The organism is Micromonospora costi, from assembly GCF_003626655.1.
GTDB lineage: Bacteria > Actinomycetota > Actinomycetes > Mycobacteriales > Micromonosporaceae > Micromonospora > Micromonospora costi.
The window spans coordinates 38,240-51,990 of sequence record NZ_RBAN01000006.1 but is presented as its reverse complement, the minus strand read 5'-3'; the positions used below and the strand labels follow the sequence as shown (position 1 = coordinate 51,990).

Below are 13,751 nucleotides of genomic sequence, written 5' to 3'. Positions count from 1 at the left end.
CGGGACAGGCCGATGCTCCCACCACCGGCCCCCGACCACGCCCACCACCGGCTGTCAGATCTGGGACGCCCGCCCGCTCACACCGTCGGCGGGTCGTCCACGATCCGCGCCAACGTCCGCCGACCCATCCCACTCATGGCCGGGTTGGTCCGGTCGTAGTACCACACGAGGCCCAGCGCCTGCACGAACGCCCACGCCCGGCCGCGCTCCCACTCGACATCGTCGCAGCCCAGGGCCCGCCGCAGCGCCTGCCGCGGCCCGCGTTCCAGCAGGTGCCACGCCCCCACCAGGTCGAGGGACGGGTCCGCAGGCCCCAGCCCGCCCACGTCGAGCACCCCCGCCAAACGCCCGCCGGACACCAGGACATTGCCCGGGATGAGGTCACCGTGGTTCATCACATCCGGCCCGCCGCGCGGCAGATCCCGCATCGCCGTCCAGATGCGGCGCAGCGCCGGCACGTCCAGCAACCCCTCGCTGCGCCGGAAACAGGTCTGCACCCACTCCTCGTGCGCGGGCAGCTCACCACCGCGACCCTGACCGCCGAACGTACGCCCCCGCGTGTCGATCGCGCGCACCCCGGCGACGAACTCGGCCAGATCCTCCGCGAACCCGTACGAGTCACCCGGATCCTGGTCGGTGGCCACCGCACCGGGCACCCACGTCTGCACCGACCACGGAAGCGGGTAGCCGGCACCGGGCTCACCGAGAGCGACCGGCTCGGGCGTCGGGAAGCGCGTACGCCCCAGCAGCTCCCGCGCCGCTTCCGCCTCACGCTCCAGCCAGCGCCACGCCTCCTCCAGCGGGCAGGGCTGAAGGGGAAACCGCGCCGTCAACCGGTCCCCGACACGGACGATGGCGTTGACCGTCCCGTGCGAGGACACCCGCCGCACCGGCAGCTCCCGCCACTGCGGGAACTGCGCGTCCACCAGCTCACGCACCGTCCGAAGGGACACCGCGAGCTGGCCCTCGTGCATCAGCGCGTCCGGCACGACACCTCACCCTCGATCGTCGGTCAGGGTCAGTCCACCGGTCGGGGCCGTTTGGCGGCAAACGAATTTGGCACCAACCCGGGCGCGGGCGAGTACCGCCACCGACGTAGCGCCGCCGGCGGCCTACGCGCCGGGGCGTACGGCAGGTGGCGCTCCGGCGCGGACGGCAGCCGACGGCCACGGCGGCACGATCGACCCCCACAGTCTTCCGGATCGGGAAAGGGGTTGGTCCACATGCGACGGTGGGCTTGGTTCGGCCCGGCGTTCGTGGTCGCCTTCGTAGCCAGCATCGTGGTCGGCGGCGCGCTGGCGACCGGCGACACGCTGTACCTGCCCGACGCGTCGGTGGCGGACCTGCGCGCCTTCTACGGGCACAACCTGCCCGCCGTCGTCGCGCAGAGCGCGCTCCAGGTGCTCGCCGCCGTCGCCCTGTACCTGTTCGGGCGCGGGCTGCATCGCAGCCTGTGGCCGAATCGCCCGGACGGGCTGGACCGCCCGGACCGGCTGGGTCGCGTGGCCGCCTGGGGTAACGCGGCCGCGGCCGGTTTCCTGCTGCTGTCCGTCCTCACGTCGGTCAGCCTGGCCGCCGTGGCCGAACGGGCCGACGCCGGCGTCGTGTCCGCGCTCGGCACGGCGACCCTGCTGTGTGGGGGAGCAGTGCACCTCGCCGGCCTCGCCGTGTTCGTCACCGCGTCCTCCGTCGCCGGCCTGCGCCGTCGTACCCGCGGCCGGTGGGTGTTCCGCTACGGGCGGTGGGCCGGGCCGCTGGTCGCCGTGTCCGTGGTGTCGATCGTGTGGCCGCCGCTGCTGAGGCTCGAACCGCTGTGGCGGCTGGTGGCGATCGTCTGGATCGTCGGCGTGACCGTGGCGGCACGGCGGAGTGGCGGAGTGGCCTCGCCCGGACGCCTCGGGCGGCCGGGCGGGCTGTCACGTCTCATCCATCCTGAGCCGTCCCAGCCCGCCCGGCCGGTGCTCGCCGCCGGCGTCAGCTGCCGACGCGGTACCGGCTGGTGATCGCGACGCGGTTCCAGGCGTTCATCACCGTCACCAGCCAGGCGACTGCCGAGACCTGGTCGGCGGTGAGTACGCCCGCGGCGGCATCGAAGTCCTCGTCGCTGACGTGCCCCTGCGGAACGAGTGTGATCGCCTCGGCCAGGCGGAGGGCGGCGCGGTCGGTCGCGGAGAAGTAGTCCGTCTCCGCCCAGGCGGGCAGTACGGCGATCCGGTCGGGGTTTTCGCCCTTCTTGAGGGCATCGCGGGTGTGCATGCGCAGGCAGAACGCGCAGCCGTTGATCTGGGAGGTGCGGATCCTCACCAGCTCGACCAGGAGCGGGTCGAGGCCCGCCGCGGCGGCGGCCTCGTCCGCCTCCGACGACAGGGCGATGAGGGCCTTGTAGGAGGCGGGGTGCTGCTCGCCGATGTTGACACGCTGACGTTCGGTCATGGTTCCTTCTGATCCGTTCGTACGATCTGCGCCGCGCCCTTCGGGCGCGTCCTGGTGGCGCTGAATGAATGGCAGGGACAGATTTCAGGCAGCCTGTGCCGCCCGCTGCGTGCCCCCGGGCTATGACTTCGGGTCGTCGACCTTGAGCTTGTCTCCGGTGTCGGAGACGAAGACGACCAGGAGCTCGGCCGGCTCGGTCTGGCTGGCGTTCTCGGTGAGGACATGGTCGGTGCCCGGCTGCTCGACCCAGTTCTCGCCCTGGTGGAAGGTGGTCACGGGCCCGTCGTCGAGCTTGCTGCGCACGGTGCCTTCGAGGACGTAGGCGTAGACGAACGCCTGGCCGTGCCGGTGCGGCGCCGCGCTCGCGTTGGGTGGAAGTTCGACGACCGCCGACGTGAACGTCTTTCCCTCCACATCCGGCAGGGCCTGCTGGAACAGCGGTTTGAGGGTCTCGGCGGGCCGCGCCGATGCCGACGCTGCGGCGGCCGTGGCCGGCCCCGCGGCGTGAGCGCCCTGGTTGGAGGTCGAGCAGGCCGTGGCCACGGTCAGCGTGGCGACAGCCAGGAGGCCAGCGGCGATACCCGCGTTCCGGCCCCGCACAGTGATGGCTTGCATACGGTCCTTACTGGGGAGGGGCGACTCGGGCGCACAGCCCACTCACGCAGGGCTCAAGCGGCATCCCACCTGCTCGCGCCAATTCCTTCGTCGCCCGTTCTGCGTTCTCATCAGGGAGACGAGGCAGCCCGTCCGGACGTGACAGCTCAGACGCGCGCGAGTTTGTCGGGATTGATGACCCTGCGGTACGCGCTGATCAGACCGTCTGTGAGCTGCACCGTGTCGACGGAGTAGACCCGGCCTTCCCGATGGAACACGAGGGCGAGTTCGCCGCCAACCTCGGCGAAGTCGATGCGGTCCGGGCGCCACTGGCGTCCCGTACGCACCATGACCTCGGCGACGCGCTCGCCGCCGTAGATGAGCTTGCGTGCCGCCGAGACCTTGCCCCCGCCGTCGGTGACGTAGACGGCGTTCGGGTGCAGGAGCCTGACCAGGCCTGCCAGGTCCCCGGCCTCGTAAGCGGCGCGGAAGACCCTGAGAACGCGTTCGCGCTCTGCCTTCGACGCCTGCGGCGTGGACTGCTTCGCGTTGGCCACCCGCCGTCGTGCCCGCGAGGCAAGCTGCCGGGCAGCCGGCACGGAGACGTCCAGCACTTCGGCGATCCGGCCGAACTCAAGACCGAAGACGTCGTGGAGGACGAAGGCCACCCGCTCCGGCGGGCTCAGCTCTTCCATGATCAGCAGCATCGCTGAACTGACGGACTCGTCGACGAGGACCGGCTGCGACGCGTCCGGCCCGGTCAGCAGCGGCTCAGGCAGCCACGGCCCGACATAGGTCTCCCGCCGCACACGGGCGCTCTTGAGGATGTCGTACGACCGTCGCGCGGCCACCGTCACCAGCCAGGCATGCAGATCACCGATGTCCTGCAGGTCCGCTCCCGCCGCCCGCAGCCACACGTCCTGGGTCACATCCTCGGCGTCGGCCACACTCCCCAGCAGCCGGTAGGCCACACCGAAGACGGCGGGCCGGTGCCTCTCCCATCCGGCTCCGAGCGGATCCTCCTGCTCCGACCGTCCGGGCCCGCGCGAGTCACCCATGCAGATCGCAACCTCCTCCAGCTTGCGGATCCAGCGTAGTCATCCGAACTCGGGATTCTCGAAGACAGCTCCGCGCAAGCGAGCCAGCCCGCACAGATGCGTGGCCTCCGGCAGTGCCTGGGGCACGGTGGTGGGGTGTGCCGGTCGGATCGGTCACGCGAGGCTGTCAGCCAGGCGGGGGAGGACCGCCAGTTGCCGTTGCGGGGCGGGAAGGAACTCTGAGAACGCACGGCCACGACCATCCCGACCACCTCAGAGGCCTCACAATGAAACTCGGACTTCGCCGGCCCCAGAGATTGGGAACCGACCTCCAACACGACCTGGTCGAAGCGGCCAGAACGGCCGAAGCCGCCGGATACGCCAGTCTGTGGACGCGGTGGCAGCACCATCGGCCGGGGCTCCAAGGCCGTGGAACGCATCAACAGGCGCGCCGACGGCTGGCTGCCGTTCCTTCCCGAACCGGGCCGGCCGGAGCCGCGGACCTGCTCGCGAGCTGGGACCGCATCCGGGACATGGCTTCCGGGTACGGCCGGGACACGGACCGGATGGAGATGATCGTGGTGGGCAACGTCACCTTCACCGACCGTCCGGCGGGCCCTGACCGACCCCCGTTCGTCGGCACACTCGACCAGATCATGGACGACGTCCACACGGCCGCAGAGGCCGGCGCGGACGAGCTCATCGTGGATCTGAATCTGCAGGACTGGTTCACCAGCACCCGGCAGATGCTGGAGACGGCGGTGGAGATCCACGAACGGGCCACGACCGCCTGACCGATGTCGCCCTCAGCCGCCCAGACCCAGCTGCGGGTAGAGGGCGTCGGGAGCCTTCACCGCACCGTCCGGGCGGACGACCTCGAACGGGGCACCGAATTCGCTGTACCGTAGCGACGCGCTGGGAGCGCCGTTGGCCTCGGGGATCAGGAAATCGACCAGTCGACCCTCCGCGTCCAGCGACGCGTGGAACGCCTGGTTGCGCACGCTGTCGGGAAACTCTCCCGCTGGCCCCGGCCGGAAGCTGATCCCGTTGCCGCTGCCGATTCGGGTCACGTCGAGCGTCCCGCTGATACGGGGACCGTCCGCCCGCGCGGTGACGATCGCGTTGATCAGGCGCGCCGAGCCGCTGGGATCGTTCTTGCCGGGCTCGAAGCTCAGGGCGAAGGCCGACGGCACGCGAGCCCGGTCGAGGACCATCCAGTCGTGACCGACGCCCGGCAGGTCCAGATCGGTCTTCATGTAGACGTCCTCGTCGATCATCCGGATCTCCCAGCCGCGACCGCCCACGGAGACCGTGCTGACGGCGCGCCTCTCGACGTTGTCGGTCTGCGAGAGGGTCGAGATCTGGCTCGCGATGTCGACGTCGGCGCGAAAACTGGTCTGATCGACGAACGCCGTACCCGCCCGCAGCTGGTCTATCGCGTCGGCCGTCGTGGCGGCGTCAGCGTTGACGCTCCCGGCGGGAGCTGAGGAGCCACGCTCGGCCGGACCGTCGGCACGCGGTTCGTCGTCCGGTTCCACGCCGACCGAGCACGCGAGCAGAAGCAGAGCACCTGCGGCCAATCCGGCCATCGCGGCTCGTCTCATGGCCGCATGCTAGGCGGCCATTGCAAGGTTGGGGGACCGGCAGGTCAGCGGACGAGGGCGCGGGTGAGGAGCCGCTGCAGCACGTCCCGCTCTTCCGGGCCGAGAGGGGACAGGGGGGAGTCCTCGGCGAGCAACGCGAGGAGGCGCTCGCGGAGCTCGGTGCCCCGGGGGGTCAGGACGAGCTGCTTGGCGCGGCGGTCCTCGGGGTGCGGGTGGCGTTCGAGGTAGCCCTGCTCTTCGAGGCGGTCGGCGACGAAGGTGGCGTTGGACGGCTCGCAGCTCATCCGATCGGCGAGTTCACGCAGGGTCACGGGACCGGTCAACTCGCGCAGCGCGGTGGCCTGCGAGGCGGTCAGACCGAGGGTGGCCGCCCGCACCCGAAGGTGCGCTTCGATGTGACTGGCCAGGCCGTTGACCAGCCCGCACAGCTGGCGGTCGGCTTGGGCTTGGGTCTCGCGCTCGGTGGACACCGCACAAGTTTACTGCAACTCAGATAGTTGCAATTAGAGCTGTTCTAGCTGTAACTTTCGGTCCGCGCAGCCGCCCGACGGTACGGCGGCGCCCACCTGCCCGGCAGGGCGTACAGATCGCTATGGGAACGGAGAATCGTCATGAAGCACATCAAGCTGGGGGACCTGGACGTCTCCCGTATCGGCCTGGGCCTCCTATCGATGTCCTACGCCTACACGGGCGCCGGCACGGACGACGCCGAGTCGATCCGCACCATCCACCGGGCCCTCGACCTGGGTGTCACGCACCTGGACACCGCCGAGTTCTACGGCCCGTACCTCAACGAGGAACTCCTCGGCAAGGCGCTCAAGGGCCGCCGCGACCAGGCCGTCGTGGCGACGAAGTTCGGCATGATCTCGCACGCCGGCGGCGGGCCAGGACACCTCGACAGCAGCCCGGCCAACATCCGCACCGCCGTCGACGGCTCACTCAAGCGGCTGGGCACCGACTACATCGACCTGTACTACCAGCACCGGGTCGACCCGAACACCCCCATCGAGGACACCATCGGGACGCTGGCCGACCTCATCACCGAGGGCAAGATCCGCTACATCGGCCTGTCCGAGGCCGGACCGGAGACCATCCGCCGCGCCCACGCCGTGCACCCCATCACCGCCGTCCAGTCGGAGTACTCCCTGTGGACCCGGCACCCGGAGACGCACGTACTGCCACTGCTGCGCCAGCTGAACATCGGCTTCGTGCCCTACTCGCCAATGGGCCGCGGCTTCCTCACCGGGCAGATCCGCTCGACCAGCGGCTTCGACGACACCGACCTGCGGAAGAACAACCCGCGCTTCACCGGCGAGAACTTCCAGCGCAACCTGCGTATCGCGGACGAGGTGCAGGCCATCGCCGCCGAAGCGGGCGCCACCCCGGCGCAGATCGCCCTGGCCTGGCTGCTGAGCCGCGGTGACGACGTCGCCCCCATCCCGGGCACCAAGCGCGTGGCACGTGTCGAGGAGAACACCGCCGCCGACGCCGTCGAACTGACCGCGGAACAGATGGAGAAGCTCGACAACCTTCCGCCCGCCGTCGGCGACACCCACGACGAAGCCGCCCTGCGCCTGCTGGAGCGTTGACCGCGAGCGACTCGACTTCCAGGAAGTCGCGCTGTCGAGGCGGACGGGACACCGCGACTTCCTGGAACCGGAGTCGCGCAGATTCGATAATGTACATTATGTCAAGTAGAGCGGATCCGACCCTCCCTCGGAAGGGGCGTACGCCGGCGAGAGGCGCCGATCGCGTGAACGCCTCCAGGGCCCGTCGACCGCGCCTCGTGACGGCCGAGCCCTGACGCACGTCAGTCGCGCCGGGCGCCGTTGCGCAGGTCAGCGCCCGCTGCGGCGGTGTCACGGGCGACGCCGAGCGTGCCGGTGTCCGGCGCACCCGTATCACCGGCGGCCGACCTTGGTCGGGTCCCGTCCATTCGGGACTCGCGCCCTGCCCCCTGCGTTGATCGACACCACTTCGCCGATGTTGCGGGGTCTCGCGCCGTGGGATACCGCACTTTCGGCGATCTGGTGTCGATTAAGGCGGGGCGACCCGCCCGGTCGACCTGTCGCCCCGACGTCCGGCCCTCCCCTCGCTTGTCCGGCAACGTGAAAATGCTGCATAATATGCCTTATGCATGACAAAAAGGACGAATCGGTTGAGTACTGGATCGAGGAGTTCCTGACCGCCCGGGCGACGCGCAAGCCCTCCCCGCACACCCTCGAGGCGTACCGGCGGGACCTGCGTACGGTGGCGGCGCTGGCCGGGGAGACTGAGGCCGCTCCCCTCCCCCTCGACGCCCTCTCCCCCCGCCTGCTGCGGGCGGCGTTCGCCCGGTTCGCCGGCGCCCGCGCCGCGGCGTCCGTCCACCGGGCCTGGTCAACCTGGAACAGTTTCTTCACGTTCCTGGTCGCCGAGGGTGCCGTACCGGGAAATCCGATGCCGGCGGTGGGCCGCCCCCGGGCGCCGCTCCCCCAGCCGAAACCGCTGCGCGGCGAGGACACCCCCGAGGAGTTGCTGGCCGCGGTGGCGCAGGCGGCCGGGCGGCAGCGGGATCCCTGGCCGGAGCGGGACCTCGCCGTGCTGGCGCTGGCGCTGTGCGCGGGGCTGCGCCTGTCGGAGTTGCTGGCGCTGCGGGTGGCGTCGGTGGGTGGCCGTGCGGGCGAGCGGCGGGTGGAGGTGGCGGGCAAGGGCGGTCGGCCGCGTACGGTGCCGATCGAGGACGGGGTGGACCGGGTGTTGACCGACTACCTGGACAGCCGGCGGCGCCGGTTCGGGGCGCGGAGCGTACGGCCGGACGCGCCGCTGTTGGTGGACCGGCACGGTGAGCCGTTGCGCCGGGGTGGGCTGCAGTACCTGGTGGAGTCGTGTTACCGGCGGGCGGGCATCGTCGACCGGGTGCCGCGGGGGGCGCGGTTGCACGCGTTGCGGCACACGTTCGCGACCCGGCTGGCCGAGGACGGGGCGAGCGCGGCGGAGATCATGCGGTTGTTGGGGCATGCGTCGTTGACGTCGTCGCAGGCGTACATCGAGGTGACGGCCGGGCAGCAGCGTGCCGCGGTGCGGTCCAACAGGACCAACCGCGCGCTGGCCGGTCTGGTGGGCGGCCGTCCGGAGGTGACCGGTGCGGGTGGGTGAGGCGCGGTCGGTGGCCGCGCGGTGGGTGCGCGAGCGGGCCGGCCGGGACCCGGGGGTACGGGGGGCGTTCTTCAGCGGGTCGACGGTGGGGTTGCCGGCGGAGGCGGTGCTGCCGTCGTCGTCGGATGTGGACGTGCTGCTGGTGCGGGAGGAGCCGGCGGCGAAGGAGGGCAAGTTCCGGCACGAGGGGGTGTTGCTGGAGGTCAGCGCCGTCACGTGGGACGAGTTGGGCGGTCCGGAGGATGTGCTGGGGTCGTGGGTGTTCGCGCCCTCGTTCCGTACGGACACGGTGATCGTGGATCCGACGGGGCGGTTGGCGGCGTTGCGGGACCGGGTGGCGGTGGGGTTCGCGGATCCGGTGTGGGTGTGGCGGCGATGTGCGGGGGTGCGCCGGCGGGTCGAGGAGGGGCTGCGGGCGCTCGACGGTGCGGGGCCGTTGCACGAGCAGGTGACCCGGTGGTTGTTCCCGACGTCGCTGCTGGCGTTGGTGCCGGTGGTGGCGGGGTTGCGGAATCCGACGGTGCGGCGGCGGTACGTGGTGGCACGGGAGGTGTTGGCCGCGTACGGTCTGGCCGACCGTTATCCGGAGCTGCTCGGCCTGCTCGATGGGGGTGGGGTGCCGGCGGGGCGGGTGCGGGAGCACCTGGCGGGGTTGGCGCGGACGTTCGACGTCGCGGCGTCGGTGGCGCGGACCCGGTTCCCGTTCAGCGCGGACGTGACGGTGGCGGGGCGGCCGGTGGTGGTGGACGGTTCGCGTGAGCTGGTCGAGGCGGGTCGGCACCGGGAGGCGATGTTCTGGATCGTCGCGACGTACGCGCGGTGTCACGCGATCCTGGCGGCGGACGCGCCGGAGTGGGGTGTGCGGTTGCTGCCGTTGTTCGAGGCGGCGTTGGCGGACCTGGGGGTGGCGTCGGTGGGTGACCGGCGGCGTCGCGCGGACGAGGCCCTGGCGGCGGTGCCCGGGTGGTGGTCGGTGGCCGGGCGGATCGTCACGCCGCCGCGGTGAGATCCGCCGCGGTGAGATCCGCCGCGGTGAGATCCGCCGCGGTGAGATCCGCCGCGGTGAGATCCGCCGCGGTGAGATCCGCCGCGGTGACGTGAGCCGCGGTGACGTCAGCCGCGGTGATCCCTGCCGCCGGCGTCGGTGGGTAGCGGGCCGAGGACGGTGTTGATGATGTGGATGCGCGCGCGGGTGGCCTGGTAGTCGCCGCAGACGGCGTCGGCCTTGTCGCCGAAGCGGGTGGTGTCGCCGGTGCGGGTGACGGTGAGGGTGGCGCCGTCGAGGGTGGTGGCGGTGCCGTCGTCGGCGAGCTCGTCGAGGGTGTGGGTGCCGGCGATGAGGTGGGCCTTGACGAGGGTGCGGAGCTTGTCCTGGTCCTTCGTCATGAGGGCGTCCCAGGTGTCGTCGGAGAACTTCGTGGCGAAGGCGTCGTCGCTGGGTGCCAGGAGGGTGATGCCGTCGTGTTCGAGGTCGGGAAGGAGCCCGCTGGTGCGCAGGGCCGCCTCGAAGGTGGTGAGGGTGGGCATCCACTGCAGGGCGGTGGCGACGGGTTGCCCGGCGAGGTAGGTGGGGTTGCCGGGTTCGTCGCCGGCGGGCAGGGCGGCGCAGAGCGGGCCGCTGATCTGGGCGGCGACGGGTGTGGTGTCGGGTTGGTGCGGGTCGCCGGTGCAGGCGGTGACGGTGAGCAGCAGGGCCGCCGCGAGGAGGGCGCCGGCGCGCCGCGGGTGGCGGGTGCGGGGGTACGACACGACGGTCTCCTGGGGGGTGACGGTGGGTGCCGGCAGGGCGGCTGGTGGTCCGCCCTGCCGGCACGTTCACCGGGTGGGTGTCACAGGGTGGCGCACTGGCCGGCGCGGGGGCCGGTCACGGTGTTGTCGATGGTGAGGTTGGTCGGTGCGGTGGTGTTGCCGGCGCAGGCCAGCGGGCCGTTGACCGTGTTGCCGACGAGCAGCGGCTGGTTGTCGGTGCGGTTGGCGGACAGGTCGACGGGGCCGGTGACGGTGAGGTCGATCAGGGAGATCGCGTCGGTGGTGCCGCTGACGCGGACCGGGCCGGTGACCTTGGTGTCGGCGAGCATGACGCCGGCGGCGCCGCTGGCGTTGACCGGGCCGGTGATGGTGGTGCCGGTGGTGACGAGCGCCGCGCCGGAGCGGACGGTGACCGGTCCGGTGATGGTGGCGTCGTCGAGGCAGGCGAATCCGGTGACGGTCAGCGGGCCGGTGCGCGGGCCGGTGAGGGTCGGGTAGATCCGCTCGCCGTCGACGAGGTTCTCCACGCCCTGCCCGTCGAGGAGCAGCGGGATGAGGCCGCGTTCGGGCTGGTTGAGCGGGACGTAGTAGCTGTCGCCGACCTTGATGACCTTCCAGCCGTGGTCGGCGATGCGCTCGGCGGCGGTGGTGACGGCGCCGGTGGGGCCGTCGGTGCGGGCGCCGTGGTACTGCTCCTCGGTGAGCCGGTAGGCGCAGGGGGCGTTGTCGAGGATGAGGTCGGCCGGCGGGGCGTCGATCGGCGGCGGGCTGCTGCCGGGGTGCGGCGCCGGGTGGGCGGGGATGGGTCGGGAGCCGCGGAAGACGAGGCGGCCGGTGTTGGAGGCCTGGAAGGCGATGGCCTCGGCGCGGCCCTGCTTGATGGCGGGCAGGTTCGCGCGGTGGTAGTCGAGGAACTGCTGGAAGGTCCAGAGGGCGGAGAAGGTCTTGCGGCGGCGGTTGTTGGCCGTGTTGCCCTCGTCGGGGCGGGTCTGTCCGCCGGAGCTGCGCAGTTCGAGCAGCGAGTTGACGACGTTCTTCAGGCCGAGGGTGTTGCGGAGGATGGTCTCCTCGCCGAGGCCGACGCTGCCTCCGCCGTCGCAGCCGTAGGGGCAGGGCCACCAGCCGTCCTCGGCGCCCTTGGTGTACATGTGGCCTTCGATCATGTCCATGGACTCGTCGAAGATCGGCTGGGCGACGTTCTGGTGGCGCGGCGGCAGCATGGGCAGGTCGCCGGCGCGGGAGTTGCCGTACTCGTGGCCGTCGTAGCCGGCGATGGGCCGGTACTGGCGGACCATGTTGACGTACGCGGCGGTTTCCGGCTGGCGGATCAGCGAGTAGTCGCGGTTGAGGTCCTGGCCGGTGGAGTTGCCGCGGGTGTTGGCGGCACGTCCGTCACCGTTGATGGTGGGGACGATCAGCACGGTGGTGTGGCTGAGCAGGTCGATGACCCGCGGGTCGGTGCTGAAGGCGAGTTGCCGGGCCATGATGAGGCAGGCTTCGCGGTCGCCGGGCTCGTTGCCGTGGACGTTGCAGTTGATGGCCGCGGGTGAGGTGGCGGCGACGGCTTCCGGGGTGGCCGGCGGGGTGGGGTAGCCGATGACGAACATGTTGATCGGCCGGTCCTTGACGGTGCGGCCGATCTCGACGACGCGGACGCGGTCGCTGAGTTCGTCGATGGCGGCGGTGTAGGCGTACTCCTCGGTGTCGCTGGTGTACTGCGCGGCGTGGCTGGTCTCCCACTGGGTGCGCAGCTGCTCGCCGGCGACGTTGGGGTTGCCCCAGGGGGCGGTGGTGGTGCCGGTGACGGGCGTGGAGTAGGGCTGCTCGGTGGTGTCGAAGCGGGCCCGTACGCGCCACTGGAACCGGTCGCCGGGGTTGAAGCCGGCGTCGGCGAAGGTGGGTGACTCCTGGTTGATCTGCCGGTTGGGGCGCCAGATGCCGACGATGGTGGCGGCGCCGGTGGGGGTGCCGTTGGCGTCGACGGGGGTGCGTTCGATCTGGTAGTCGGTGGCGCCGTCGACCGGCTGCCAGGCGAGGGTGGCGTACCCGTCGGCCTGCCGGACGGTGAGGTTGGTGACCTGGTTGGGCTCGGCGGCGGCCTCCTGGGCGCTGGCCGGGGTGGCCAGCGTGGTGAGGCTCGCGGCGAGCAGGGTGGACAGTGCGATCAGGATGGTGCGCTGGCGTCTCACATGGCCTCCATGGCGAGGTCTGGTTGACCGTGACGCGGTTTGGACCAGCATGATCGTCATGGATCGACGGCGCAACGATCTTGAGGGAATCTTGCGTCTCGGCGGGTGAGGGGCCCTCTCCCCTGCTGCCGGGGGGTGCGGGACAGGTGCCGAGCGCGGTGGCGTCAGCCGAGATCGATGATCAGGGGGCGGTGGTCGGAGATCGTGGACAGGGGTGTGCCGACCGCGGTGACGGGTGGGAGTTGACGCCGGGCCTGCCGGTCGGCGAGGACGTGGTCGAGCTGGACGCGGGGCTCGCCGGCCGGGTAGGTGGGGCGGCGGCCCAGGGGGTGCCAGCCGGAGACGACACGGACCACGCCGGCGGGAAGGTTGAGGTCGCCGAGCAGGACGCGGGGCGCCGGAAGGGCGCGGAGCGCGCGGACGACCTGCCGGAGTTGGCGCAGGTTCCACCCGGGTACGAAGGACAGGTGGGTGGCGGCGGCGGTGAGCGGCCCGTGGGGGGTGTCGAGGACGGCGGCGAGCACCACGCGTGGTTCGTCGTGCAGGAGGACGAGGCCGCCGCCGGGCCCGGGGACGTAGACCGGTGAGCGGACGGGTGCGCGGGTGAGCCGGGTGACGCGCCAGGTGCGTACGGGGTAGCGGCTGATCAGGCCGATGCCGTAGCAGGGTTCGCCGTGCCCGTCGTCGTCGCCGGTGAGGGGGCGGAATCGTTCGCCGGGGGTGCCGACGACGGCGGCGGCGAAGCGGTGGTGGGGGGCGTCGAGGGCGCGGGCGGCGATGGCCGTGAGGTCGAGGTTGCCGCTGCGGCTCTGGTCCCGGTCGACCTCCTGAAGGGCGAGCACGTCGGCGTCGAGGGCGGTGACGGCCGCGGCGAGCCGGTCGGGGTCGACGAGGCCGTCGGTGAGTGATCGGCCGTGCAGCAGGTTGAAGGTGGCCAGGCGCACTCCTGCACCCTACGACGCCGTGGCAGTCTTGCCCGGTGGTCAAGGCGCTGCTCTGTTCGATGC

The 13,751-nt window shown here is 71.6% G+C and carries 15 protein-coding genes; 5 read left to right on the top strand and 10 right to left on the bottom strand.

The genetic code is table 11. The features are described 5' to 3' along the window. Window positions 1–77: 77 nt before the first annotated feature. Entirely contained in the window at window positions 78–989 is a 912-nt protein-coding gene (locus D7193_RS27565) for an aminoglycoside phosphotransferase family protein (protein ID WP_241563543.1), read from the bottom strand. A 234-nt stretch (window positions 990–1,223) separates the two neighbouring features. Here D7193_RS27565 and D7193_RS27560 point away from each other — a divergent pair, with 234 nt between their 5' ends. Beyond that, the gene (locus D7193_RS27560; protein ID WP_120782558.1) at window positions 1,224–2,003 is read left to right on the top strand and encodes a hypothetical protein; all 780 of its coding nucleotides are present in this window, start codon (window positions 1,224–1,226) and stop codon (window positions 2,001–2,003) included. Here D7193_RS27560 and D7193_RS27555 read toward each other — a convergent pair. The 3 genes from D7193_RS27555 to sigJ all read right to left on the bottom strand — a co-directional run bounded on the left by D7193_RS27555 (window position 1,975) and on the right by sigJ (window position 4,085). After that, complete coding sequence (locus D7193_RS27555) at window positions 1,975–2,433, bottom strand: carboxymuconolactone decarboxylase family protein (RefSeq protein ID WP_120782557.1); 459 nt, start codon at window positions 2,431–2,433, stop codon at window positions 1,975–1,977. The genes D7193_RS27560 and D7193_RS27555 overlap by 29 nt on opposite strands. A gap of 120 nt (window positions 2,434–2,553) precedes the next feature. Continuing rightward, window positions 2,554–3,048, bottom strand: coding sequence for a cupin domain-containing protein (locus tag D7193_RS27550; protein WP_120782556.1), 495 nt, complete (start codon window positions 3,046–3,048; stop codon window positions 2,554–2,556). Between the two features lie 146 nt (window positions 3,049–3,194). After that, entirely contained in the window at window positions 3,195–4,085 is an 891-nt protein-coding gene (gene sigJ, locus D7193_RS27545; protein WP_120782555.1) for an RNA polymerase sigma factor SigJ, read from the bottom strand. Window positions 4,086–4,597: 512 nt separating this feature from the next. Between sigJ and D7193_RS27540 the strand changes: the two genes are divergently transcribed. Next, a complete protein-coding gene (locus D7193_RS27540) occupies window positions 4,598–4,858 on the top strand; it encodes a hypothetical protein (protein WP_206612008.1) in 261 nt (86 codons plus the stop codon). Between the two features lie 12 nt (window positions 4,859–4,870). Here D7193_RS27540 and D7193_RS27535 read toward each other — a convergent pair whose 3' ends face one another. Together D7193_RS27535 and D7193_RS27530 are read right to left on the bottom strand one after the other, a co-directional pair. Then, window positions 4,871–5,668, bottom strand: coding sequence for a hypothetical protein (locus tag D7193_RS27535; protein WP_147434468.1), 798 nt, complete (start codon window positions 5,666–5,668; stop codon window positions 4,871–4,873). Between the two features lie 44 nt (window positions 5,669–5,712). Beyond that, window positions 5,713–6,138, bottom strand: a complete 426-nt coding sequence (locus D7193_RS27530) for a MarR family winged helix-turn-helix transcriptional regulator (protein WP_120782553.1) — start codon at window positions 6,136–6,138, stop codon at window positions 5,713–5,715. Window positions 6,139–6,279: 141 nt separating this feature from the next. Here D7193_RS27530 and D7193_RS27525 point away from each other — a divergent pair, with 141 nt between their 5' ends. From D7193_RS27525 to D7193_RS27515, 3 genes are all read left to right on the top strand, one after another. Beyond that, window positions 6,280–7,257: an aldo/keto reductase gene (locus D7193_RS27525; RefSeq protein WP_120782552.1), complete on the top strand. Its 978-nt coding sequence runs from the start codon at window positions 6,280–6,282 to the stop codon at window positions 7,255–7,257. A 544-nt stretch (window positions 7,258–7,801) separates the two neighbouring features. After that, window positions 7,802–8,806, top strand: a complete 1,005-nt coding sequence (locus D7193_RS27520; protein ID WP_120782551.1) for a tyrosine-type recombinase/integrase — start codon at window positions 7,802–7,804, stop codon at window positions 8,804–8,806. Further along, window positions 8,799–9,812 carry a hypothetical protein gene (locus D7193_RS27515; protein WP_241563541.1) on the top strand — a complete coding sequence of 338 codons (1,014 nt, stop codon included), beginning with the start codon at window positions 8,799–8,801 and terminating at the stop codon, window positions 9,810–9,812. Before D7193_RS27520 ends, D7193_RS27515 begins: the two co-directional genes overlap by 8 nt. Here D7193_RS27515 and D7193_RS34940 read toward each other — a convergent pair. From D7193_RS34940 to D7193_RS27495, 4 genes are all read right to left on the bottom strand, one after another. Beyond that, entirely contained in the window at window positions 9,796–9,933 is a 138-nt protein-coding gene (locus D7193_RS34940) for a pentapeptide repeat-containing protein (RefSeq protein ID WP_120782767.1), read from the bottom strand. The genes D7193_RS27515 and D7193_RS34940 overlap by 17 nt on opposite strands. After that, window positions 9,920–10,555 carry a fasciclin domain-containing protein gene (locus tag D7193_RS27505; RefSeq protein ID WP_120782549.1) on the bottom strand — a complete coding sequence of 212 codons (636 nt, stop codon included), beginning with the start codon at window positions 10,553–10,555 and terminating at the stop codon, window positions 9,920–9,922. Before D7193_RS27505 ends, D7193_RS34940 begins: the two co-directional genes overlap by 14 nt. 80 nt (window positions 10,556–10,635) lie before the next feature. Further along, the gene (locus D7193_RS27500; RefSeq protein WP_120782548.1) at window positions 10,636–12,744 is read right to left on the bottom strand and encodes a M14 family zinc carboxypeptidase; all 2,109 of its coding nucleotides are present in this window, start codon (window positions 12,742–12,744) and stop codon (window positions 10,636–10,638) included. Between the two features lie 164 nt (window positions 12,745–12,908). Then, window positions 12,909–13,688, bottom strand: coding sequence for an endonuclease/exonuclease/phosphatase family protein (locus tag D7193_RS27495; protein WP_120782547.1), 780 nt, complete (start codon window positions 13,686–13,688; stop codon window positions 12,909–12,911). Window positions 13,689–13,751 lie beyond the last annotated feature (63 nt).

Bases quoted from the DNA above. Each gene is read 5' to 3' on its own strand.
- D7193_RS27520 (WP_120782551.1), top strand. From the start codon at position 7,802: ATGCATGACAAAAAGGACGAATCGGTTGAGTACTGGATCGAGGAGTTC.
- D7193_RS27535 (WP_147434468.1), bottom strand. From the start codon at position 5,668: ATGAGACGAGCCGCGATGGCCGGATTGGCCGCAGGTGCTCTGCTTCTG.
- D7193_RS27550 (WP_120782556.1), bottom strand. From the start codon at position 3,048: ATGCAAGCCATCACTGTGCGGGGCCGGAACGCGGGTATCGCCGCTGGC.
- sigJ (WP_120782555.1), bottom strand. From the start codon at position 4,085: ATGGGTGACTCGCGCGGGCCCGGACGGTCGGAGCAGGAGGATCCGCTC.
- D7193_RS27540 (WP_206612008.1), top strand. From the start codon at position 4,598: ATGGCTTCCGGGTACGGCCGGGACACGGACCGGATGGAGATGATCGTG.
- D7193_RS27555 (WP_120782557.1), bottom strand. From the start codon at position 2,433: ATGACCGAACGTCAGCGTGTCAACATCGGCGAGCAGCACCCCGCCTCC.
- D7193_RS27525 (WP_120782552.1), top strand. From the start codon at position 6,280: ATGAAGCACATCAAGCTGGGGGACCTGGACGTCTCCCGTATCGGCCTG.
- D7193_RS27560 (WP_120782558.1), top strand. From the start codon at position 1,224: ATGCGACGGTGGGCTTGGTTCGGCCCGGCGTTCGTGGTCGCCTTCGTA.